This window comes from Burkholderia sp. THE68, assembly GCF_009938265.1.
Classification (GTDB): Bacteria; Pseudomonadota; Gammaproteobacteria; order Burkholderiales; family Burkholderiaceae; genus Caballeronia.
This window is the reverse complement of sequence record NZ_AP022317.1, coordinates 589,451-610,556: the sequence shown is the minus strand read 5'-3', so window position 1 is coordinate 610,556 and position 21,106 is coordinate 589,451. Positions and strand designations below refer to the sequence as shown.

17 protein-coding genes and 2 rRNA genes are annotated in these 21,106 nt (G+C 63.8%); 13 read left to right on the top strand and 6 right to left on the bottom strand.

What is annotated here, in order from left to right:
* Window positions 1-125: 125 nt before the first annotated feature.
* A 23S ribosomal RNA gene (locus BTHE68_RS24110) occupies window positions 126-3,012 on the top strand.
* A gap of 134 nt (window positions 3,013-3,146) precedes the next feature.
* Window positions 3,147-3,259, top strand: a 5S ribosomal RNA gene (gene rrf, locus BTHE68_RS24105).
* A 66-nt stretch (window positions 3,260-3,325) separates the two neighbouring features.
* Here rrf and BTHE68_RS24100 read toward each other — a convergent pair.
* The gene (locus tag BTHE68_RS24100; RefSeq protein ID WP_162068804.1) at window positions 3,326-4,615 is read right to left on the bottom strand and encodes an MFS transporter; all 1,290 of its coding nucleotides are present in this window, start codon (window positions 4,613-4,615) and stop codon (window positions 3,326-3,328) included.
* Between the two features lie 49 nt (window positions 4,616-4,664).
* Window positions 4,665-5,888, bottom strand: coding sequence for a phosphonoacetate hydrolase (gene phnA, locus BTHE68_RS24095; RefSeq protein WP_162068803.1), 1,224 nt, complete (start codon window positions 5,886-5,888; stop codon window positions 4,665-4,667).
* A 98-nt stretch (window positions 5,889-5,986) separates the two neighbouring features.
* Between phnA and BTHE68_RS24090 the strand changes: the two genes are divergently transcribed.
* Entirely contained in the window at window positions 5,987-6,874 is an 888-nt protein-coding gene (locus BTHE68_RS24090) for a LysR substrate-binding domain-containing protein (protein WP_162068802.1), read from the top strand.
* On the opposite strand, the gene BTHE68_RS24085 is transcribed toward BTHE68_RS24090, so the two are convergent.
* Complete coding sequence (locus BTHE68_RS24085) at window positions 6,871-7,779, bottom strand: LysR substrate-binding domain-containing protein (RefSeq protein ID WP_162068801.1); 909 nt, start codon at window positions 7,777-7,779, stop codon at window positions 6,871-6,873. The two genes, BTHE68_RS24090 and BTHE68_RS24085, sit on opposite strands and share 4 nt — an antisense overlap.
* Before the next feature lie 131 nt (window positions 7,780-7,910).
* Here BTHE68_RS24085 and BTHE68_RS24080 point away from each other — a divergent pair, with 131 nt between their 5' ends.
* The 6 genes from BTHE68_RS24080 to BTHE68_RS24055 all read left to right on the top strand — a co-directional run bounded on the left by BTHE68_RS24080 (window position 7,911) and on the right by BTHE68_RS24055 (window position 12,995).
* Window positions 7,911-9,251: an MFS transporter gene (locus BTHE68_RS24080; protein WP_162068800.1), complete on the top strand. Its 1,341-nt coding sequence runs from the start codon at window positions 7,911-7,913 to the stop codon at window positions 9,249-9,251.
* 22 nt (window positions 9,252-9,273) lie between these two features.
* Window positions 9,274-10,014 carry an SDR family NAD(P)-dependent oxidoreductase gene (locus BTHE68_RS24075; RefSeq protein ID WP_162068799.1) on the top strand — a complete coding sequence of 247 codons (741 nt, stop codon included), beginning with the start codon at window positions 9,274-9,276 and terminating at the stop codon, window positions 10,012-10,014.
* Window positions 10,011-10,850: a sugar phosphate isomerase/epimerase family protein gene (locus tag BTHE68_RS24070; RefSeq protein ID WP_162068798.1), complete on the top strand. Its 840-nt coding sequence runs from the start codon at window positions 10,011-10,013 to the stop codon at window positions 10,848-10,850. The genes BTHE68_RS24075 and BTHE68_RS24070 overlap by 4 nt, the downstream gene beginning before the upstream one ends.
* A 1-nt stretch (window position 10,851) precedes the next feature.
* The gene (locus BTHE68_RS24065) at window positions 10,852-11,691 is read left to right on the top strand and encodes an amidohydrolase family protein (protein ID WP_162068797.1); all 840 of its coding nucleotides are present in this window, start codon (window positions 10,852-10,854) and stop codon (window positions 11,689-11,691) included.
* A gap of 93 nt (window positions 11,692-11,784) precedes the next feature.
* Complete coding sequence (locus tag BTHE68_RS24060; RefSeq protein ID WP_232078042.1) at window positions 11,785-12,447, top strand: CBS domain-containing protein; 663 nt, start codon at window positions 11,785-11,787, stop codon at window positions 12,445-12,447.
* A 95-nt stretch (window positions 12,448-12,542) separates the two neighbouring features.
* Window positions 12,543-12,995 carry an SRPBCC family protein gene (locus BTHE68_RS24055; protein ID WP_162068795.1) on the top strand — a complete coding sequence of 151 codons (453 nt, stop codon included), beginning with the start codon at window positions 12,543-12,545 and terminating at the stop codon, window positions 12,993-12,995.
* Between the two features lie 15 nt (window positions 12,996-13,010).
* Here the strand turns inward: BTHE68_RS24055 and BTHE68_RS24050 are convergent, their stop codons facing one another.
* From BTHE68_RS24050 to BTHE68_RS24040, 3 genes are all read right to left on the bottom strand, one after another.
* Window positions 13,011-13,973 (bottom strand): 3-hydroxyacyl-CoA dehydrogenase, encoded by a 963-nt coding sequence (locus BTHE68_RS24050; protein WP_162068794.1) that lies wholly within the window; start codon window positions 13,971-13,973, stop codon window positions 13,011-13,013.
* 31 nt (window positions 13,974-14,004) lie between these two features.
* Window positions 14,005-14,766: an SDR family NAD(P)-dependent oxidoreductase gene (locus tag BTHE68_RS24045; protein ID WP_162068793.1), complete on the bottom strand. Its 762-nt coding sequence runs from the start codon at window positions 14,764-14,766 to the stop codon at window positions 14,005-14,007.
* Window positions 14,767-14,840: 74 nt separating this feature from the next.
* Window positions 14,841-16,235, bottom strand: coding sequence for an MFS transporter (locus tag BTHE68_RS24040; RefSeq protein ID WP_162068792.1), 1,395 nt, complete (start codon window positions 16,233-16,235; stop codon window positions 14,841-14,843).
* A 358-nt stretch (window positions 16,236-16,593) separates the two neighbouring features.
* Between BTHE68_RS24040 and BTHE68_RS24035 the strand changes: the two genes are divergently transcribed.
* Genes BTHE68_RS24035 through BTHE68_RS24020 form a run of 4 tightly spaced genes read left to right on the top strand, consistent with a single transcriptional unit; the run spans window position 16,594 to window position 21,057 of the window.
* Complete coding sequence (locus BTHE68_RS24035) at window positions 16,594-17,466, top strand: HpcH/HpaI aldolase/citrate lyase family protein (protein WP_162068791.1); 873 nt, start codon at window positions 16,594-16,596, stop codon at window positions 17,464-17,466.
* Window positions 17,463-18,890: an MFS transporter gene (locus BTHE68_RS24030; RefSeq protein WP_162068790.1), complete on the top strand. Its 1,428-nt coding sequence runs from the start codon at window positions 17,463-17,465 to the stop codon at window positions 18,888-18,890. The genes BTHE68_RS24035 and BTHE68_RS24030 overlap by 4 nt, the downstream gene beginning before the upstream one ends.
* An 11-nt stretch (window positions 18,891-18,901) precedes the next feature.
* Window positions 18,902-19,795: an HpcH/HpaI aldolase/citrate lyase family protein gene (locus BTHE68_RS24025; protein ID WP_162068789.1), complete on the top strand. Its 894-nt coding sequence runs from the start codon at window positions 18,902-18,904 to the stop codon at window positions 19,793-19,795.
* 32 nt (window positions 19,796-19,827) lie between these two features.
* Entirely contained in the window at window positions 19,828-21,057 is a 1,230-nt protein-coding gene (locus BTHE68_RS24020) for a CaiB/BaiF CoA transferase family protein (RefSeq protein ID WP_162068788.1), read from the top strand.
* Window positions 21,058-21,106 lie beyond the last annotated feature (49 nt).

Sequence of the window (21,106 nt, the reverse complement as noted above, 5' to 3'; positions counted from 1 at the left end):
ATTTAAGGGTAGTGATTGTATCAAGTATGAAAAGGTGATCGAGAGATCGCTTTGGAATACGGCACAACGCGAATACTCAGCCTATGACGGGACGTGACAAGCGCAAGCAGACACACTCGTTATAGGGTCAAGCGAACAAGTGCATGTGGTGGATGCCTTGGCGATCACAGGCGATGAAGGACGCGGTAGCCTGCGAAAAGCTACGGGGAGCTGGCAAACGAGCTTTGATCCGTAGATGTCCGAATGGGGAAACCCGGCCCGTATGGGTCATCCTAAGCTGAATACATAGGCTTAGTGAAGCGAACGCGGTGAACTGAAACATCTAAGTAACCGCAGGAAAAGAAATCAACCGAGATTCCCAGAGTAGTGGCGAGCGAAATGGGATCAGCCTGTACTCTTTATTTGACTTATTAGCCGAACGCTCTGGAAAGTGCGGCCCTAGCAGGTGATAGCCCTGTAGGCGAAAATAGGTTGAAAGAACTAGGTGTACGACAAGTAGGGCGGGACACGTGAAATCCTGTCTGAAGATGGGGGGACCATCCTCCAAGGCTAAATACTCGTGATCGACCGATAGTGAACCAGTACCGTGAGGGAAAGGCGAAAAGAACCCCGGGAGGGGAGTGAAATAGATCCTGAAACCGCATGCATACAAACAGTCGGAGCCTGGAAACGGGTGACGGCGTACCTTTTGTATAATGGGTCAGCGACTTACGTTCAGTAGCGAGCTTAACTGATTAAGGCAGGCGTAGCGAAAGCGAGTCCGAATAGGGCGATCAGTTGCTGGGCGTAGACCCGAAACCAAGTGATCTATCCATGGCCAGGTTGAAGGTGCGGTAACACGTACTGGAGGACCGAACCCACTAACGTTGAAAAGTTAGGGGATGAGCTGTGGATAGGGGTGAAAGGCTAAACAAACTTGGAAATAGCTGGTTCTCTCCGAAAACTATTTAGGTAGTGCCTCGTGTATCACCTTCGGGGGTAGAGCACTGTCATGGTTGTGGGGTCCATTGCGGATTACTACGCCATAGCAAACTCCGAATACCGAAGAGTGCAATCACGGGAGACAGACATCGGGTGCTAACGTCCGGTGTCAAGAGGGAAACAACCCAGACCGCCAGCTAAGGTCCCAAAGATTGGCTAAGTGGGAAACGAAGTGGGAAGGCTAAAACAGTCAGGAGGTTGGCTTAGAAGCAGCCACCCTTTAAAGAAAGCGTAATAGCTCACTGATCGAGTCGTCCTGCGCGGAAGATGTAACGGGGCTCAAGCCAGTCACCGAAGCTGCGGATACACGTTGAAAGATACGTGTGTGGTAGGAGAGCGTTCCGTAAGCCTGCGAAGGTGCGTTGAAAAGCGTGCTGGAGGTATCGGAAGTGCGAATGCTGACATGAGTAGCGATAAAGGGGGTGAAAAGCCCCCTCGCCGTAAGCCCAAGGTTTCCTACGCAACGTTCATCGGCGTAGGGTGAGTCGGCCCCTAAGGCGAGGCAGAAATGCGTAGCTGATGGGAAGCAGGTCAATATTCCTGCACCATTGTTAGATGCGATGGGGGGACGGATCGCGGAAGGTTGTCCGGGTGTTGGACGTCCCGGTCGCTGCATTGGAGAAGGCGCTTAGGCAAATCCGGGCGCGTAATTCAAGGGTGTGGCGCGAGCTTCTTAGGAAGCGAAGCAATTGGAAGTGGTTCCAAGAAAAGCCTCTAAGCTTCAGTCTAATAGTGACCGTACCGCAAACCGACACAGGTGGGCGAGATGAGTATTCTAAGGCGCTTGAGAGAACTCGGGAGAAGGAACTCGGCAAATTGGTACCGTAACTTCGGGATAAGGTACGCCCTTGTAGCTTGACTGGCCTGCGCCAGGAGGGTGAAAGGGTTGCAATAAACTGGTGGCTGCGACTGTTTAATAAAAACACAGCACTCTGCAAACACGAAAGTGGACGTATAGGGTGTGACGCCTGCCCGGTGCCGGAAGATTAAATGATGGGGTGCAAGCTCTTGATTGAAGTCCCGGTAAACGGCGGCCGTAACTATAACGGTCCTAAGGTAGCGAAATTCCTTGTCGGGTAAGTTCCGACCTGCACGAATGGCGTAACGATGGCCACACTGTCTCCTCCCGAGACTCAGCGAAGTTGAAGTGTTTGTGATGATGCAATCTCCCCGCGGCTAGACGGAAAGACCCCATGAACCTTTACTGTAGCTTTGCATTGGACTTTGAACCGATCTGTGTAGGATAGGTGGGAGGCTATGAAGCGTGAACGCTAGTTTGCGTGGAGCCGTCCTTGAAATACCACCCTGGTTTGTTTGAGGTTCTAACCTTGGTCCATGATCTGGATCGGGGACAGTGCATGGTAGGCAGTTTGACTGGGGCGGTCTCCTCCCAAAGTGTAACGGAGGAGTACGAAGGTACGCTAGGTACGGTCGGAAATCGTGCTGATAGTGCAATGGCATAAGCGTGCTTAACTGCGAGACCGACAAGTCGAGCAGGTGCGAAAGCAGGTCATAGTGATCCGGTGGTTCTGTATGGAAGGGCCATCGCTCAACGGATAAAAGGTACTCTGGGGATAACAGGCTGATACCGCCCAAGAGTTCATATCGACGGCGGTGTTTGGCACCTCGATGTCGGCTCATCTCATCCTGGGGCTGTAGCCGGTCCCAAGGGTATGGCTGTTCGCCATTTAAAGAGGTACGTGAGCTGGGTTTAAAACGTCGTGAGACAGTTTGGTCCCTATCTGCCGTGGGCGTTGGATATTTGAAGGGGGCTGCTCCTAGTACGAGAGGACCGGAGTGGACGAACCTCTGGTGTACCGGTTGTCACGCCAGTGGCATCGCCGGGTAGCTATGTTCGGAAGAGATAACCGCTGAAAGCATCTAAGCGGGAAACTCGCCTTAAGATGAGATATCCCCGGGGCTTCGAGCCCCTTGAAGGGTCGTTCCAGACCAGGACGTTGATAGGTCAGGTGTGTAAGTGCAGTAATGCATTGAGCTAACTGATACTAATTGCCCGTAAGGCTTGATCCTATAACCAGTGTGTTTGTGCCTCCTCAGGAGCCCGCACTGGCGAGTCACAGCGTGTGCGACAATCGCCACCCGAATTCTTTACCGCTTCTTCCCAGATTGGTTGTGCGCCCACAGGCGCTCAACAACAAGTCATGCCTGATGACCATAGCGAGTCGGTCCCACCCCTTCCCATCCCGAACAGGACCGTGAAACGACTCCACGCCGATGATAGTGCGGGTTCCCGTGTGAAAGTAGGTAATCGTCAGGCTCCTCATGCCGTAAAACAAAAACCCCACCTCACAAAGGTGGGGTTTTTGCGTTTCTGGACTCGACATCAACGCCTGATCAGCATCGACATCAACGCGCTCGCCGCGCAGAGCCCTGCGACAATGGGAAAGATGATCGTGGTCTGCCCCGTCGCGTCGATGACATGTCCGATCACCGGTTCGCCGATGCCCGCGAACGCGTACGACATCGTGTTGAGCACGCCTGTCGCGGTGCCTGCCGCACGCCGCCCGAACAGATCGGGGCACAGCGCCCAGAACGATGACGCGGGACCGAACACGAAGAATCCGCACAGAAACAGCAGGACGACGCCGGTCATGCTGCCGTGCGCAACGAGCATCATGCACATCGCCGTGACCGAGGCGAGCACCATGTAGCAGACGATCGCGACGTAGCGCTTGCCCCGGAACAGCACGTCGGAGATCCAGCTGTTCGACAGCGAGCCGAGCGCCATGCCGATCGGCAACGCCACCGTGATCCACTTCGGATCGATGAGCGCAGTCGAGGTCTTCCAGTCCATACCGAGAAAATGCACCGGCACCCAGACGACCAGCGCATAGCGCGCGGCGTTCTGAAACCCGATCGCGAGCCCGGTGATGTAAAGCTTCCAGTTCTTCAGCACGAGCAGATAACGCTGCGCGCTGCTCAGATCGTCACCGGCGGAAGAGGGCGCGTCTTCTTGCGCGAGTCTGTCGACGGCGGGCAGATGCTTGTCCTCAGGACGTTCCGCGACGAAGATGAGCAGCACCAGCGCACCAAGCAACATGGAAAGCGGCGCCAGCCGGAAGATCCAGACCCAGCCGAGATGCATCGAGCCGAGAATCAGCACGGGCAGGATATACGCGAGCACCGACGAAAAGCCCGAAAACCCCACATACACCCCGTACACGAACCCGCGATGCTTGCTGCCCCACCAGTTCGACAGCAGGCGGCTGCCCGGCGCGAAGCCCATCGACTGGAAATAGCCGTTCAGGCCCCACGCGAGCAGAAAGAACAGGAACGTGTGACCGAAGCTGAACAGCCAGTTGGCCGCGAGCGAGAGCAGGGCGCCCGCGATCATCATCGTCTTGCCGCCGAGCTTGTCGCCGAGATTGCCGTTGATGAACTGGCCGCCCGCATAGCACCACAGCATCGTCGCGCTGATCCAGCCGATCTCGTACTTCGACAGCCCGTAATCGAGCTGGATGCCGCTGACCGCGAAGCCGAGCGTCTGCCGCCCGGTGTAGTAAAACAGATAGCAAAACGTGACACCGACGAGCGCACGCCATTTGTATTGCGCAAGCGTGGTCTCGCGGCGAGATGTTTCGTAATCCAGAACGTCGGGTGTATCCGAGGGCATGATGTCTCCTTATGGCGCGATTCTTCGTCGCGCTCGCGGGGTGTCGTGGTCAGGCGAGGTGATTGAGCGCGAGATCGAATGCGTCGAAATTGCGCAGCCGTCGCGCATCGTCGATACCGCTCAGCTTGCGGTTGAAGAGCAGCGGCACCTTCTGTTCGGACGCGCCACCGTGCGAACGCAGCGGTACGGTGAGACCCGAGAGATCGTGCTTGTCGGCGGCGCTGCCGAGCGCGGTGAGCCGCTCGCCCAGCACCACGAGATCGCCGATGCGGTCCGGCGGCAATTCGAAACGCTCGCATGCCTGCGCACGCGTCAACACGGCCTCGACGCCCGCGATGCCTGCAATGAAATCCGTCACCTCACGCTGCCGTTCGCGTTCGCCGATATACACCGTCGCGTAGGAGCCGAGCGCGCCGTGATGGACCACATAGGGATCGGTGATCGGCAGGATGACGCGCGTGCTCTGGTTGCCGAAGCGCGCATCGAGCCGGTCCTGCAGATACACGATGCGCGGCCGCCCGATAGAATCGGTCTTCGCGTTCATGCCGTGATCGGCGGTGATCGCGAGCACCGCGCCTTCGTCGTGATACTGCGCGAAATAGCGGTCCATCATCGCGTAAAACGCGTTGGCTTCCGGCGTGCCCGGCGCGTGCTTGTGCTGCACGTAATCGGTCGTGGACAGATACATCAGGTCCGGACGCTCGCGCCGCAGCAACGACAGCCCCGCCGCGAACACGAACTCCGACAGCTCCGCGCTGTACACCGAAGGCAGCGGCATGCCGATGCGTTCGATCATGCCGGCGACGCCATGCACTTCGACATCGAGCTGATCGGCCTTTTCCGCCGAGAAGCAGACGCCGCGCAGGCCGTGCCCGAGCAGCGCGCGCAGCTTGTCCTTCGCGGTGACGACGGCCACGCGCTGCCCGGCGCGCGCCATTTCCGCGAGGATGGTCGGCGCGCGCAGATACTTCGGATCGTTCATCAGGACTTCGGTGCGCGTGTCTTCGTCGAAGAAGAAGTTGCCGCAGATGCCGTGCACGGCGGGCGGTGCGCCGGTCACGATCGACACGTTGTTCGGGTTGGTGAACGACGGCAGCACGCAGTCGCCGGTCAGCACCGTGCCGAACCCCGCGAGCTTCGCGAGGAACGGCGCCTGACCGGCGAGGATGGCCTGATTGATGTATTCCTGCTCGCAGCCGTCGACGCAGACCACGATGGTCGGCGCGGCAGGCGTTTTGTAGTGGCGGGCATTGACGATGATCTGGGAGGACATGAGCGCACCTTTTCTGGTTGAGACAGACCCAGCGTAAGATGAGCGATGCGCTCACACAATCGAAAAAAAGACGCGATACCTGTCAGAAAAAATCACATATGAGACACAAGCTCCCACCGCTGAACGCACTGCGCGTGTTCGAAGTCGCGGCGCGCGCCGGCAGCTATTCCGCCGCCGCGCGCGAGCTCAATCTGACGCACGGCGCGATCAGCCGCCACATCGCGAATCTGGAAGACTGGCTCGGCCAGCCGCTGTTCGCGCGCGACGGCCAGAGCATGGTCGCATCGCCGCACGCGCGCGCCTTCGCCCGCGAGATCAGCGCGGCGTTCGATCACATCGCCGATGCCGCCGAGCGCTACGGCAAGAATCAGCGCGTGAAGGTCATTCGCGTGAGCGCGTCGGCCACCGTGGCGATGCGCTGGCTGATCCCGAAGTTGCCGCTGTTCGCCGAGCGCTATCCGGATGTCGACGTACGGGTCTCCACGGCGATGTCGACCGAGCCGGCGTTGCGGGGCAGCTTCGACCTGGCGATCCGTCGCCATGTGCCGCCTGGCGGGCAGTTCCAGAGCTGGCAGCTGTTCCAGGAGCACAACACGGTTATCGCGAGTCCGGCGTTGCTCGCGCGCGCGAGGGTGTCGAGCGTCGGGCAACTGGCTGCCGAAACCTGGCTGACGAGCGAGACCCGTCCCGGCGACTGGGAAGCTTGGCTCGAAGCGGCGGGGCATGCATCGCTGCGCGCCAACCGCACGTTGAGATTCGATCATTTCTTCGTCACGCTGCAGGCCGTGGTCGATGGACTGGGCTTCGGCATCGGACCCTTTCCGACGCTTGACACCGATTGCGCGGTCGGCCGCGTGCAGATGCCGTTTCCCGATCTCACCGCGAAAGGCTCGACCTACTACGCGCTGATCCCGCTCGATGCGGACAAGCCCGTGCACATGCGTGACTTCGTGGGCTGGCTGAAGGAAACCGGCGAGCCTGGCTAAAGATTGACCCCGCCGATCCGTCTGCCCAGTTCGTCGGCGCGGCGGCAGACGGCCCGCATCAACGCCATCGCGCTTCGCGACGGCGGCGAGAACTTCGAGTAGACGAACGTCGACACCATCTCCAGATCCTCGACGAGCGGGCGCACCACGCAATCCACGCCGCCGGTCGCATACTCGTCGACGATGGCGAGCCCGAGGCCGCCGCGCACGAGCGCGAGCGCCTGATCGGCGCGCGTCACGTCGACCACGGAGTTCAGCTCGACGTCGGCCTGCTGGCATGCCCGCGCGATCATCGTGCCGAACGGGATGTCGCGCCTGAAGAGGATCATCGGTTCGCTCTTCAGATCCGCGAGCGCGATCCGCTCGCGCGCCGCGAACGGATGATCCGGCGGCAGCACGCACACCATGCGTCCGCGCATGAACGGCACGACTTCGAGATGTTCATGCTCGATCGGCAGCGACGTCACCGCGACATCGACCGTCTTGCTCAGCACTTCGAGCGGCATGTCGGCCATGAGCGTCGTATGCCAGTCGACCCTGAGTCCCGGCAACTGCCGTTTCAATTCGACGATGGCCGGCGCGACGATCGCGGGCGCAAGCGACGGGCTGCACGAGATACGCAGAAGACTCGCCGGCCCGAGCGCGAGCGCCCGCGCGAATTCGTCGACGCGCAGCGCCGCCTGGTAGACCTGCTCCACTTCGCGAAAGAGCGCCTGCGCCTCGGCGGTCGGGATCAGCCGGCCCTTCGCGCGCTCGAAGAGGCGCAGGCCCAGCGTCGTCTCCGTGTGCGCGACGAGCTTGCTGACCGCCGGTTGCGATACGTACAGCATCTTCGAGGCCGCATTGATCGAGCCGGTCAGCATCACCGCGCGAAACACTTCCATTTGCCGCAGCTTGAAGCGCATCGTTCCTCCGCCTTCGAACCAGCGATTAACCAAAGGTTATAGGTTAGCTGAAACTGGGCATACGACAGCGGTCTGTCATCTCTCTAGTATCTCCAGCCATACCAGTCATCAAACAAATGGATGGAGACACGATGAACCAGACCCAGTCGATGGCAACTGAGGCCATCGCCGCGGCGCCCGCCGCGACGCGCACCCGGGCGCGCTTCGGCATCCTCGCGCTGCTCGCGATCGGCACGATGATCAACTACCTCGATCGCAGCGTCGCCGGGATCGCGGCGCCCGGCATGAGCCACGAACTGGGCCTGACGCCCGCGCTGATGGGCGTGATCTTCTCCGCTTTCTCGTGGACTTACACCGCGTCGCAGATTCCGGGCGGCGTGATGCTCGACCGCATCGGCACCCGCTGGACCTATTTCTTCGCGCTGACGTTGTGGTCGCTGTTCACCGGGCTGCAAGGGCTCGCGACGGGCTTCGTCTCGCTGCTGATCATGCGGCTCCTGATCGGCATCGCGGAAGCGCCGTGCTTTCCGACCAACAGCCGCGTCGTCGCGATCTGGTTTCCGCAGAGCGAGCGTGCCCGCGCGACGGGCGTCTACACCTTCGCCGAATATGTCGGTCTCGCGTTCCTGAGCCCGCTGCTTTTCTGGATCGATCATCTCTATGGATGGCGCGCGCTGTTCGGCATCGTCGGCGCGGTCGGGGTCGCGTTCGGCGCGGTCTGGCTCATGCGCTTTCGCGAACCGCACGAGTCGACCCGCGCGAACCGCGCCGAACTCGATTACATCGCGAGCGGCGGTGGCGTGGTCGACGGCAGCCAGCAGGCGACGCGCTTTCGCTGGGCCGATATCGCCGCGCTCCTGCGCCGCCGCAGCATGCTCGGCATCTGCATCGGCCAGTTCGCGTGCAATTCGACCAACGTGTTCTTCCTCACTTGGTTCCCGACCTATCTCGTCACCGAACGCCACATGCCGTGGCTCAAGGTCGGCATGGTCGCGGTGCTGCCGTTCATCGCCGCGTCGGTCGGGACGCTCGCGGGCGGCTGGATTTCCGATGCGATGCTGCGCCGTGGCATCTCGCTGAACTGGTCGCGCAAGCTGCCGGTGATCGCCGGTCTGGTCGCCGCATCGAGCATCGTGCTGGCGAACTATGTCGATTCGATCAGCCTGGTGATCGCGATTCTGTGCGTCGCGTACTTCGCGCAAGGGATGTCGGCGCTGGCGTGGATGATCGTCTCCGATATCGCGCCGAAGGGCCTGCTGGGCCTGAGCGGCGGCATCTTCAATCTGTTCGCGAACGCGGCGGGCATCGTGACACCGCTCGTGATCGGGCTGATCGTCAACGCGACCGGCTCGTTCGTCTACGCGCTCGCCTTCATCTCGGGCGTCACGCTGCTCGGCGCGCTTTCATATGTCTTCGTCGTCGGCGACATCAGGCGCATCGAGTTTGCGGCGTCCGCTTCCTCTTCCAACTGAATCACGCAGGGAAATCATCGCAATGAGTCATTCTCTCGACGGCCAGGTGGCCATCGTCACGGGCGCGGCGCGCGGGATCGGCCTCGGCATCGCCCGCAAGCTCAAAGCCGACGGCGCGCGCGTCGCGATCTGGGATCTCGATATCGCCGGCTGCGACGCACAGCGTCTCGGCTTCGAACCCGATCACCTGCAGCCGGTCGATGTCGCGTCGTACGAATCGGTCGAACGCGCATTCGATGCGACGCTCGAGGCGCTCGGCCGCGTCGACATCCTCGTGAACAACGCGGGCATCAACGGTCCCGTCGTGCCGAGCTGGGAGTATCCCGTCGATGCGTGGCAGCGCGTGCTGGCCGTCGACCTGAACAGCGTGTTCTACTGCTGCCGCGTCGCGATCCCGCATATGCGCGCGCGCGGGGGCGGGCGGATCGTCAATGTCGCGTCGATCGCGGGCAAGGAGGGCGTGCAGTACATCTGCGCTTACTCCGCGGCGAAGGCGGGCGTGATCGCGTTCACCAAGTCCGCCGCGAAGGAGCTGGCGCGCGACAACGTGCTGATCAATTGCGTCGCGCCGGCGATGGTCGAGACGGAGCTGTTCCACGAGATGTCGGACCAGCATATCGAGGCGAGCAAGGCGAAGATTCCGATGGGCCGCTTCCTGCAGATCGATGAAGTCGGCGCGATGGTGAGCTGGATCGCCAGTCCCGCGTGCAGCTTCACGACCGGCTTCACCTTCGATCTGACGGGCGGGAGGGCCACCTATTGAACGCCGCTCGACTCGCCGCGCGGCCGCTCGCCGCCGCGCATCTGACCGCGCTGGAGGTCGCGCCGGTGCCGTGGGTCCGGCTCGCCGCGCGTGCCGGTTTCGCTGCGGTCGGTCTGCGCATGCATCCGGCGGTGCCCGGCGCGATTGCCTGGCCGACGATGCCCGGCACCGCCGCGCATCGTGAATTGCAGGACGCGCTCGCGGGCGAGGGCATCGCGGTTCACGATGTCGAGTTCATTCCCGTCGTGCCGGAACTCGTGCCCGCTTCGTTTGCGCTACTCTTCGAAACGGCGGCTTCGCTGGGTGCGCGCTGCGTCAACGTATCGGGCGACGATCCGGACCCGGCGCGGCTCGCGGACCATCTCGCCGCGCTTGCAGAACTCGGTCGGACGTACGGTTTGCGCATCGATCTGGAATTCATGCGCTGGCGGCATGTCGCGTCGCTGGCGCAAGCCCGCGCGATGATCGCGCGAGTCGCGCATCCGACTCTCGCCGTGCTCGTCGATGCGCTGCATCTGTCGCGCTCGGGCGGCACGCCGGACGACGTCGCCGCGATGCCGTCCGGATGGATCGGCAGCGCGCAACTCTGCGATGCGCGCGCGCGTCTGCCTGCCAGCGACGACGAAGCGATTCACGAAGCGCGCGCCGACCGCCTGCCGCCGGGCGAAGGCGCGCTGCCGCTCGACGGGCTGTTGCGCGCGTTACCAGCCGATACGGCGTTGAGCGTCGAGATGCCGTTTCCGTCGCTGCCCGCCGAGGTTCGGCTCGCGCGCGCGTACGGCTCGGCGCGACGCATCGTCGACAGGAACGCCGCGCTTGTGAAAGAGGAAACCTGAGATGACGCTGTTCGAAGAAGACAAGATCGACTGCCACTGTCACGTATTCGATCCCGCGCGCTTTCCGTATCGCGATGACACGCCGTATCGGCCGGCGCAGCAGGAGATCGGCACGGCCGCCCAGTTCGTCCGCGTGATGGATGCCTACGGCGTGCGCCATGCGCTGCTCGTCGGCCCGACGAGCGGCTACCGGACCGACAACCGCTGCCTGCTCGACGCGCTGGAAACCTACGCAGGACGCTTTCGCGGCATCGCGGTGGTCGATAACGACATCGCCAGAAGCGAGCTCGCGGCGCTGCATCACGCGGGCGTGGCCGGCGTCGCGTTCAATCCGGCGATGGAAGGGCTCGATGCCGTGCTAGAAGCGGGCGCGCTGTTCGCATCGCTCGCGGACCTCGGGATGGTCGCGCAGGTTCAGGTCGCCGGGGATCAGATGGCGGCGCTCGAACCGTGGCTCGCGCGGCAGGCGGCCACGCTCGTGATCGATCACGGCGGGCGGCCCGACATCGGCGCGGGGATCGCTCAGCCCGGCTTTCAGGCGTTGCTGCGGCTCTCGGATAGCGGCCGCGCGAGCGTCAAGCTGTCGGGCTGGCAGAAGTACGCGCGTGAAGCGCATCCGTACGAGGACGCGTGGCCCTACGCCCACGCGCTGCTTAGCGCGTTCGGGCCGCAGAACTGCGTGTGGGGTTCCGACTGGCCATTCCTGCGCGCGCCTGAGCGGCTCGACTATGGACCGCTGCTGACGCTGTTCGAGAAGATCGTGCCCGACGCGCAGACGCGGCGCCAGATTCAATGGGAAACGCCGCGCAGGCTGTTCGGTTTCGACAGCGATTCTGGCTGAGCACTTGATCGGGATCAAGCGCACAATACGCGGCAAGCCGGACAATGGAAGACCCTTCCCTTCAAGGAGATGAATGTGCGCGCTGCCGATGTCATGACGAAAAAAATCATTTCCGCTCATCCCGACATGTCCGTGCGTCAGGCGGCCGGGACCATGGTGTTCGCCGGCGTCAGCGGCATGCCCGTGATCGACGAGGAGGGCCGTCTGCTCGGCATGGTCACGGAAGGCGATCTGATGCATCGCGCGGAGATCGGCACCGGCGTCACGCAACGCGCGTGGTGGCTCGAACTGGTCGCATCGACGCGCGATCTCGCGAGCCAGTATGTGAAGGAGCACGCGAGGAAGGTCGGCGATGTGATGACCACCGATGTCGCGACCATCACCGAAACGTGCCCGGTCGCCGATATCGCCGAGTTGCTCGAACGGCGGCGCATCAAGCGCGTGCCCGTCATGCGGGACGGCAAGGTGGTCGGCGTGGTGAGCCGCTCGAACCTGATCCGCGCGCTCGTGACGATGGCGCCCGAACTGCCCGCCGACACCGACGGCAGCGATCACTCGATTCGCGAAGCGGTGCTCGCCGCCATCGCCGAACATCCGTGGGCGCTTGCGAGCGAAAACGTGACTGTCGAGAACGGCATCGTGCATCTGTGGGGGCCGATCGTCAGCGCGGAAGAAGGCAACGCCCTTCGCGTCGCAGCGGAAAACGTGTCGGGTGTGAACGGCGTCATGACGCACTTCGGGCTTCCGAAGGCGTAGTGTGGGTTTTCCCTGAGCCGGCCGATGTCGATTCCGGCATCGGCGCATCGTCGTGGAAGTGTGTCCAACTCATTCCATCGAAAGGCGAACACACCATGACTACGACTACCGGTACCGTCCGACTTCACCGCGTGCTGCGCGCGACGCCCGAGCGCATCTATCGCGCGTTCCTCGAACCCGACGCGATGGCAAAGTGGCTTCCGCCCTTCGGGTTCACCTGTCAGGTCCATCAGATGGAAGCGCGCACGGGCGGCACGCACAAGATGTCCTTCCGCAACTTCAGCACCGGCCATAGCCACTCGTTCGGCGGTGAGTATCTCGAACTGGTGCCGTTCGAAAAGATCCGCTACACGGACCGCTTCGACGATCCGAACCTGCCCGGCGAGATGCACGTCACCGTCTCGTTGCGGCAGGTGTCCTGCGGCACCGAACTCAACATCGTGCAGGAAGGCGTGCCCGCCGTCATTCCCGTCGAGATGTGCTATCTCGGCTGGCAGGAGTCGCTGGTTCAACTGGCGCGACTGGTCGATCCGGAAATCCCCGACTGACGTCAGAGCGCGACGCTAGCGCTTGTCGCCATCCTTCGCGCGTACGGCGGCGAACGCCATCAGCCGTTCGTCGCGCCAGTCGCGGCGCGCGGCGAGTGCATCGGCGGGGAGATGGGCGCGCCGGTCGCGTTCGACGCGCGCGATCAGCGCGTCATCCCACGGCCCGTCTTCCGTGCGCGAGCGGGCGATGGCGTGATAGAGCGGCCCCAGCCGGTTCGCATAATCGGCAACCCCGCCTGGCGCATTCAGATCGATCGTCTCGAACGGGCCCATGAAGGACCAGCGCCAGCCGAGCCCGTCGCGCACGGTCTTGTCGATGTCCTCGCAACTCGCGATGCCGTCGCGCTGAAGCGCCCACGCTTCACGCAGCAGCGCCGCCTGCAGGCGGTTCAGCACGAAGCCCTCGATCTCCTTGCGCACATGCACGACGCTCTGGCCGATACCGCGCATGAGACGGTCGGTGAAGGCGATCGTCTCCGGCGACGTCTGTGTCGACGGCACCAGTTCCACCACCGGCACGAGATAGGGCGGATTGACCGGATGCGCGATCAGCACGCGCGGCGAGATCGTCAGGTCGTTGGCGAAGTCGGAGGCCTTGATGCCCGAGCTCGAACTGCCGATGACGACATGCGCGTCGGCGAGCGCATCGAGATCGAGCATCAGTTGCCGCTTCACGTCGACGCGTTCGAGCACGGATTCCTGCACGTAGGCCGCGCCGTCGATGGCCTGGGCGAGCGAGTCCGCGAGCGTGAGCCGCGCGGCGACGGCTTCGGGCGCTTCATCGATCAGTCCATGCCGATGCAGCGCCGCGAGCTGGTTCCCCGCCCACGGCAGCGCCGCCGATGCGGTGTGCGGATTGGCATCGTAGATCCGCACGTTCAGGCCCGCGCGCGCGAATGCGATGGCCCATCCCGCGCCCACGAGGCCCGCGCCGACCACCGCCACCGGCTGGCCGGAATTCACTTGCGATACGTTCATCGTCTTTCCTGCTTCTATTGATTGATGTGTGTCAGGCGGCCGTCCAGCCGCCGTCGAGCATGAGCGCGCTGCCGGTCATCAGCGTCGATGCGTCGCCGGCGAGAAACACGATCGCGCCCATAACTTCCTCGACGCGTCCCACGCGGCCGAGCGCGATCCGTTCCGTGACCCATTCGCGAAAGCCGGGCGCATCGAACATGCTCGCTGTGAACGCGGTCTCGATGAAGGTCGGACAGAGGGTGTTCACGCGAATGCCATGCGGCCCGAGTTCCCACGCGAGCGCTTTCGTCATGCCTTCGATCGCGTGCTTGGACGCGCAATACACCGTGCGCTTCGGACTGCCGACATGTCCCATTTGCGAGGACACGTTGATGATCGAGCCCGCGATACCTTCGCGCAGCATGCGCTTGGCCACCGCGCGTGATACATGAAAGACGGCTTTCACGTTGAGATCGAGAATGGCGTCGATGTCTTCGTCCGTCACATCGACGAGCGGCTTCGGGCGATTCATTCCCGCGCAGTTCACGAGGATGTCGAAAGGCCCGGCTTCGTCGATCGCCGCGTTCACGGCGCGCGAGTCGGTCACGTCGAGCACGATGTGGCGGCTCTGGCCGCCGTCCGCGTCGATCTGCGCGCAGGCGCGTTCGAGCTCATCCGCCGATCGCGCGGCGAGCGTCACGCTCGCGCCCGCCTGGGCCAGCGCCGCCGCCGCCGCGAGACCGATGCCGCGTCCCGCGCCCGTGATCAGCGCGCGTCTGCCCTGCAAAGAAAAACCCGGCGCCCGTGGCAGCATGCACTCTCCCGTTAGTGATCGACTTGAACGACGCCAAGCGTAGCGAGCCGCGAGCGTCATCGCTTGCATACCTGTTATGCGGGCGAGTCGGTCAGCGCTTCGTTTGCGATGTTCGCGTCGGCTGGCTTCTGCGGTTGCTTGCCGCGCGCGAAGGTCGCCGCTGGCAAGCACAGCACGAGCACGCCGGTGCACATCAGCACGAGGCCGAGCGCGTAGGTGCCGTTGTTGATGCTGCCGGTCATCTGCTTCATCAGGGTGGTGATCCACGAGCCCGCGATGCCGGAGAGACTGCCGAACGAGTTGATCATCGCGAAGCCCGCTGCCGCGGCCGTGCCGGAAAGCAGGCTGCCCGGATACGTCCAGACCACCGGCGTCAACCCCAGCACACCCGATGCCGCGAAGCACAGACAGACGATCGCGACCGGCACGTTGTTGGCGAAGACCGCGCTCAGGATCAGCCCCGCGCCGCCGACGAACGCGGGTATCGCAGCGTGCCAGCGGCGCTCGCCGGTCTTGCTCGAATGCCACGCGTTGAAGAGCATGGTCGCGGCGGCGAAGACGAACGGAATCGCGGTGAGCACGCCGATATGGAACGTGTCCTTCACGCCGGATTCGCGCACGATCGAGGGCAACCAGAACGACAGACCGTACCAGCCCGTCGCATACGTGAAGATGATCCCCGCGCAGATCCACACGCGATAGTCGCGCAGCGCCGCGCCGAAGTGAAACTCCTTGTGCGCGCTTTCGGTGGCGACGTTCCTTTCGAGCAGACGCTTCTGCGCATCGGTGAGCCAGCGCGCCTGACCGATCTTGTCGGTGAGGCCGAAGTACACGAGGAACGCGAGCGCCATCGCCGGAATGCCTTCGATCATCAGCATCCATTGCCAGCCGCTGTAGCCGAGCCAGCCGTGCGACTGCTGCATCAGCCAGCCCGAAAGCGGACCGCCGAACACGAGACTGGTCGGCAGCGCGAGCAGCAGCCCGAAGGTCACCTTCGTCTGCCGATCGGAAGGAAACCAGTAGTTGATATAGAGCAGCACGCCGGGATAGAAGCCCGCTTCGCAACATCCGAGCAAGAGACGCAGGATGTAGAACATGGTCGCGTTCTGGATGCCGAACAGATGCGCGAGTTCGGCGGTGAACATGGTGCCCGCCGAGATGAGACCCCACGTCAGCATGATGCGCGCGATCCATCGCCGCGCGCCCACTCTGTGCAGCACGATATTGCTCGGAATCTCCAGCGCGATATAGCCGATGAAGAACATGCTCGCGCCGAGCGCGAACGCCGAATCGCCGATCTTCAGGTCGCCGAGCATTTGCAGCTTCGCAAAGCCGATGTTGACGCGATCCAGAAACGAGAACGTGTGGCAAAGAAACAGGATCGGCGCGATGCGCCATAGCAGCTTCTTGTACAGCTTTTCTTCGTCGACGGAACGCGCGGACGCGCCGTCGATTGCATCGATGCTCATGGAATGTCTCCTGTGATTCAAGGCGAATGAAACGGGTGTCCCGCTCTTGGGCGGCGGGTCGATGTTTCGTGAAGCGTATTGAGAGCGCGGCGCGCACGCTTGAATACCTGTTATGCATCGGCTGCATATCGCGATCACGGCGGCAAACGGCAAAGCCTTGCGCGGCGGGCGTTGCGGCGATTGGCGCGGCATCGGCGGCGAGCAGATTCCGACGCGTTTACCCCTATCGTCCGACTGTCGACAGTTTGACAGAATGATTTAAAGACTCGCTGACAACGTCGCGGCGGGCTTCTTCAGGAGACGATCGAATGCTCTTTCGCGTGCTCTTAGTCCCGTCACGAACGCAGCGGAGGCCGCGATGACGCGCGCCCTCTCGCACCGGATCCGCCGCTCGATGCTGATCACGCCCGCGCATCGTCCCGACCGCATGGCGGGCGCGATGAAGCTCGCGGTCGATTCGTTCGTCTTCGATCTCGAAGACGGCGTGCCGCCTGCGCGCCGCGACGAAGCGCGCGCGAATCTCGCGAAGCTGATGCCGACGCTCGATTTCGGCGGACGCGAACGCGTCGTGCGTATCAACGCGGTGGGCACGGCGGAGTGTCAGCGCGATCTCGACGCGATCCCGCTCGCGCATTGCGATGCGCTGCTCGTGCCGAAGGTCGAAGCGCCGGAACAGTTGCGCTGGCTCGACGACGCACTCACGCGACACGACGCCTCGCCGCGACTCATCGTCACGCTGGAAACGCCGCGCGGCGTGCTGAACGCGCTCGCGATCGGCGATGCGTCGGCACGTTGCTGCGCGTTCTTCTTCGGCTCCGGCGACTACACGATGCAAACCGGCGCCGCGATCACGCCGACCGCGTTGCTGTGGGCGCGCTCGACGATCGTCGCGGCGGCGGGCGCGACCGGCTGCGACGCCATCGACGCGCCGTATCTGCACGGCCTGCGCGATCCGCACGGCACGCACGAGGACGCGTTGCGCGCGAGAGAACTGGGCTTCAGCGGCAAGGTCGTGTTCCATCCCGCGCAGGTCGATGCGGTCAACCGCGCCTTCACGCCTACCGACGCGGAGACGGCGCGCGCCCGCCGCATCGTCGATGCATTCGAAGCGGTGAAAGCGAGCGGCGAGGGCACGGCCATCGTCGATGATGAATTCGTCGCGATCGATCTCGTTCCGCGCATGCAGCGCATGCTCGACGTCGCGGCGTTCGCACAAAGGAGAAGCTCATGAAGCAGGCAACGCTGGCGTCGTATGACGAGGCCGAGGTGCGCGCCGTGGCCGATGCGCCCACGTCCGCGCTGAACATCGCGGGACGGCTGGAACGGCTGCCGCTCGCGCGCTTTCACTGGGTGCTGTTCGCGATCCTGGGCGTTGCGATGTTCTTCGACGGCTACGACCTCACCGTGACCGGTTTCGTGATTCCGGCGCTGCACAAGCACGGCTGGCTCACGCCGGCGACCACGGCGACCTTCATCTCGGTGCCGCTCGTCGCGGCCGCGTTCGGCTCGATCGCGGCGGGCCTGCTCGGCGACCGCATCGGACGGCGGCGGCTCTTTCAGGCGACCGTGCTCGCGTACAGCCTGTCGAGCGTCGGCTGCGGCCTCGCGACGAGCTACGGCATGCTGCTCACGTTTCGCACGATCAACCTCTTCGCGATCGGCACCGTGACCGTCACCGGTTACGCATATCTCAACGAGTTCACGCCGAAGCGCTATCGCGGACGCTTCCAGTCGGCGGTCGCGCTACTGCTGAACGGCGGGCTGCCGTTCGGCGCGCTGATGGCCCGGCTCATCGTGCCGAACACGGATGTCGAAGTGGGCTGGCGCATCCTGTTCCTGCTTTCGGTGATTCCCGCGCTGCTCGTGTTCGCCAACAAGCGGCTGTTGCCGGAATCGCCGCGCTGGCTCGCATCCGTCGGGCGCGACGAGGAAGCCGCGCGCGTGCTCGACGCCATCGAAGCGACGATCGTGCGTCAGGGCAAGCCGATGCCGGACGCCGAACCCGGCCGCGAACCGGCGCGCCATCTCGGCTGGGACGCACTGTTCTCGCCGCTCGTGCGCGGCCGCTTCGCGCTGGCGATCGTGTTCAACGTCTGCCATCTCACCGGCCTCTTCGTGCTGATCAGCTGGCTGCCGACGCTCTTCGTCTCGCGCGGCCTCACGCTCGGCAACACCTTCACCTTCGCCGCAGTGAGTTTCATGGGCGGCTTTCTCGGGCCGCTGCTCGGCATCGTGCTCGCGGATCGCATCGAGCGGCGCTGGGCGCTCGTCGCCGCCGCGCTGGTCGCCGCCGCAGCCGGCGTCGCCTATGCGCAGCAGACCTCGCCGTCCGGCCTGATGATCACGGGCCTGATCCTCGTCACGGCGATCTTCTTCATCTCGTCGGTCGGCTTCGCGACGTACATCCCCGAAATCCTCCCGACCGGGGTGCGGCTGCGCGGACTCGGCACGGCCGCGCTGATCGGACGCCTCGCATCGGCCGTCACGCCGTTCGCCGTAGCGGCCGCGCTGCTCACGTTGAAGAACCCGTTCTATGTCGTGTCGTCGGTGGGCGTCGCGTATGTCGTGATGGCGGTGTTGCTCGCCGCGCTCGGTCCGAACGTGCGCGGCAGGTCGCTCGAAAGTCTTGAGTCCGGATTGAAGCAGAAATCTTGAGGAGCTATTCGATGGCGCTGTCCCGCACATTCCTGTTCGTCCCCGGCAACCACGCGCGGCGCGTCGAGAAGGCGCTCGCCGCCGATGTCGACGCCGCGATCCTCGATCTCGAAGACGCCGTCGCCGCCAGCGAGAAAGTCGCGACGCGCGCGCAGGTCGTCGATGCGCTGCAGCGCGCGCATCGGGCGCGCGGTTACGTGCGCATCAACGCGCTCGACACCGAGTACGCATTCGGCGATCTGCAGGCGGTCGTCGCGGGTGGCGTGGACGGCATCGTGCTCCCGAAGCTCGAATCGGTCGAGCAACTGCATACGGCGGACTGGCTCATCGCGCAGATCGAACGCGAGCGTGGCCTCGACGCGAACTCGGTCGAGCTGATGCCGATCGTCGAGACGGGCGCGGGCTTCGCCGTCATCGATGCGCTGTGCCACGCGGCTGCGCAGCGGGTGCAGCGCCTCAAGCGCTTCGCGTTCGGCGCGGGCGACTTTTGTCTCGACATGAACCTCGTCTGGAGCGACGACGAGTCCGAGCTCCAGACCTACCGCAGCGCGCTCGTGCTGGCGTCGCGCGCGGCGGGACTGCAGGCGCCGGTCGACACCGTATGGGTGCGTCTGGACGACGCCGACGGCCTCGCGCGCTCGGCCGCCCGCGCGCGCGGCATGGGCTTCCAGGGCAAGTTGTGCATCCATCCGGCGCAGTGCGATGCGGTCAACCGCGCGTTCTCGCCGAGCGCTGCCGAGATCGCCCACGCGCGCGCCGTCGTCGAGGCGTTCAGGCGCGCGGAGGCCGAAGGCGTCGCGTCGATCCGGCTGGACGGCGCGTTCATCGATTACCCGGTCGCGTACCGCGCGCAACGCGTGCTCGACTTCGCCGCGCAGATCGACGCGCGCGCGAACGCGGCCTGAATCTGTTCGACCATCTGAATCGGAGAATCGGCATGACTGCTTCATCGTCCGCATCAACGACACGCACTGTTCGTCCCCTCGACGGCATCCGCGTGATCGACGTATCGAGTTTTCTGGCGGGACCGTTCTGCTCGACGCAGCTCGGCGAATTCGGCGCGGAGGTCATCAAGGCCGAGCTGCCCGACGTGGGCGACGCGCTGCGCCGCTTCGGATCGATGACGGAAGCGGGCGTCACGCTGCCGTGGCTCTCGGAATGCCGCAACAAGAAGTCGATCACGCTCGATCTGCGCAAGCCCGGCGGCGCGGCGATCTTGAAGAAGCTCGTCGCCGATGCGGACATCCTCGTCGAGAATTTTCAGCCGGGCACGCTCGAAAAATGGGGCCTCGGCTGGGACGTGCTGCATGAAGTGAATCCGCGGCTCATCATGGTACGCATCTCGGGGTTCGGGCAGACCGGGCCGTATCGGGATCGGCCGGGCTTCGGGCGCATCGGCAATGCGTTCGGCGGGCTGTCGTTTCTCGCGGGCTATCCGGACCGGCCGCCGGTCACACCCGGCTCCGCGACGATTCCCGACTACATGGCCGGCCTCTACGGCGCGCTCGGCGCGCTGCTCGCGATCCAGGCGCGCGAGCGCACGGGCGAAGGGCAGTTCGTCGATATCGGCCTGTACGAGCCGATCTTCCGCATCCTCGACGAACTCGCGCCGTCGTATCAGCAGAACGGCTTCGTGCGTCAGCGCATGGGTCCGGGCACGGTGAACGTCGTGCCGCACAGCCACTATCCGACCAAAGACGGCCGCTGGATCGCGATCGCCTGCACGAGCGACAAGATCTTCGCGCGCCTCGCCGAAGCGATGGAGATGCCCGAAGTCGCGGGCGCCGGAAAGTGGGGGCATATTTCGGGCCGCGAGCGCGATCGCGCGGAGGTGGATCGCACCGTGGGCGAATGGACCGCGCAGTTTTCGCGCGATGAAGTGCTGGCGCGCTGCGAGCAGTTTCAGGTGCCGTGCGGCCCGGTGTATGGCGTCGACGAGATCTTCGAAGACCCGCAGTACGCGGCGCGCGAGAACATCAAATACATGCAGGACGAGCGTATCGGCGAGCTCGCGATACCGAACGTCGTGCCGCGTCTTTCCGCGACGCCGGGCGGCGTCGACTGGCTCGGGCCGGATCTGGGCGAACACAACGACGAGGTCTATCGCGGCTTGCTCGGCCTCGACACCGAACAGCTCGCGACGCTCAGGGAGGAAGGGTCGATCTGATAAGATTCCGCTTCCTTTTTCAAGCGGCCCGGCGCGTCGAACAGCGCAC

Coding starts and splice junctions, on each gene's coding strand:
- BTHE68_RS24065 (WP_162068797.1), top strand. CDS start 10,852: ATGACGCTGTTCGAAGAAGACAAGATCGACTGCCACTGTCACGTATTC.
- BTHE68_RS24075 (WP_162068799.1), top strand. CDS start 9,274: ATGAGTCATTCTCTCGACGGCCAGGTGGCCATCGTCACGGGCGCGGCG.
- phnA (WP_162068803.1), bottom strand. CDS start 5,888: ATGTCCTCCCAGATCATCGTCAATGCCCGCCACTACAAAACGCCTGCC.
- BTHE68_RS24060 (WP_232078042.1), top strand. CDS start 11,785: ATGACGAAAAAAATCATTTCCGCTCATCCCGACATGTCCGTGCGTCAG.
- BTHE68_RS24030 (WP_162068790.1), top strand. CDS start 17,463: ATGAAGCAGGCAACGCTGGCGTCGTATGACGAGGCCGAGGTGCGCGCC.
- BTHE68_RS24080 (WP_162068800.1), top strand. CDS start 7,911: ATGAACCAGACCCAGTCGATGGCAACTGAGGCCATCGCCGCGGCGCCC.
- BTHE68_RS24025 (WP_162068789.1), top strand. CDS start 18,902: ATGGCGCTGTCCCGCACATTCCTGTTCGTCCCCGGCAACCACGCGCGG.
- BTHE68_RS24055 (WP_162068795.1), top strand. CDS start 12,543: ATGACTACGACTACCGGTACCGTCCGACTTCACCGCGTGCTGCGCGCG.
- BTHE68_RS24100 (WP_162068804.1), bottom strand. CDS start 4,615: ATGCCCTCGGATACACCCGACGTTCTGGATTACGAAACATCTCGCCGC.
- BTHE68_RS24050 (WP_162068794.1), bottom strand. CDS start 13,973: ATGAACGTATCGCAAGTGAATTCCGGCCAGCCGGTGGCGGTGGTCGGC.
- BTHE68_RS24020 (WP_162068788.1), top strand. CDS start 19,828: ATGACTGCTTCATCGTCCGCATCAACGACACGCACTGTTCGTCCCCTC.
- BTHE68_RS24085 (WP_162068801.1), bottom strand. CDS start 7,779: ATGCGCTTCAAGCTGCGGCAAATGGAAGTGTTTCGCGCGGTGATGCTG.
- BTHE68_RS24090 (WP_162068802.1), top strand. CDS start 5,987: ATGAGACACAAGCTCCCACCGCTGAACGCACTGCGCGTGTTCGAAGTC.
- BTHE68_RS24045 (WP_162068793.1), bottom strand. CDS start 14,766: ATGCTGCCACGGGCGCCGGGTTTTTCTTTGCAGGGCAGACGCGCGCTG.
- BTHE68_RS24040 (WP_162068792.1), bottom strand. CDS start 16,235: ATGAGCATCGATGCAATCGACGGCGCGTCCGCGCGTTCCGTCGACGAA.
- BTHE68_RS24035 (WP_162068791.1), top strand. CDS start 16,594: ATGACGCGCGCCCTCTCGCACCGGATCCGCCGCTCGATGCTGATCACG.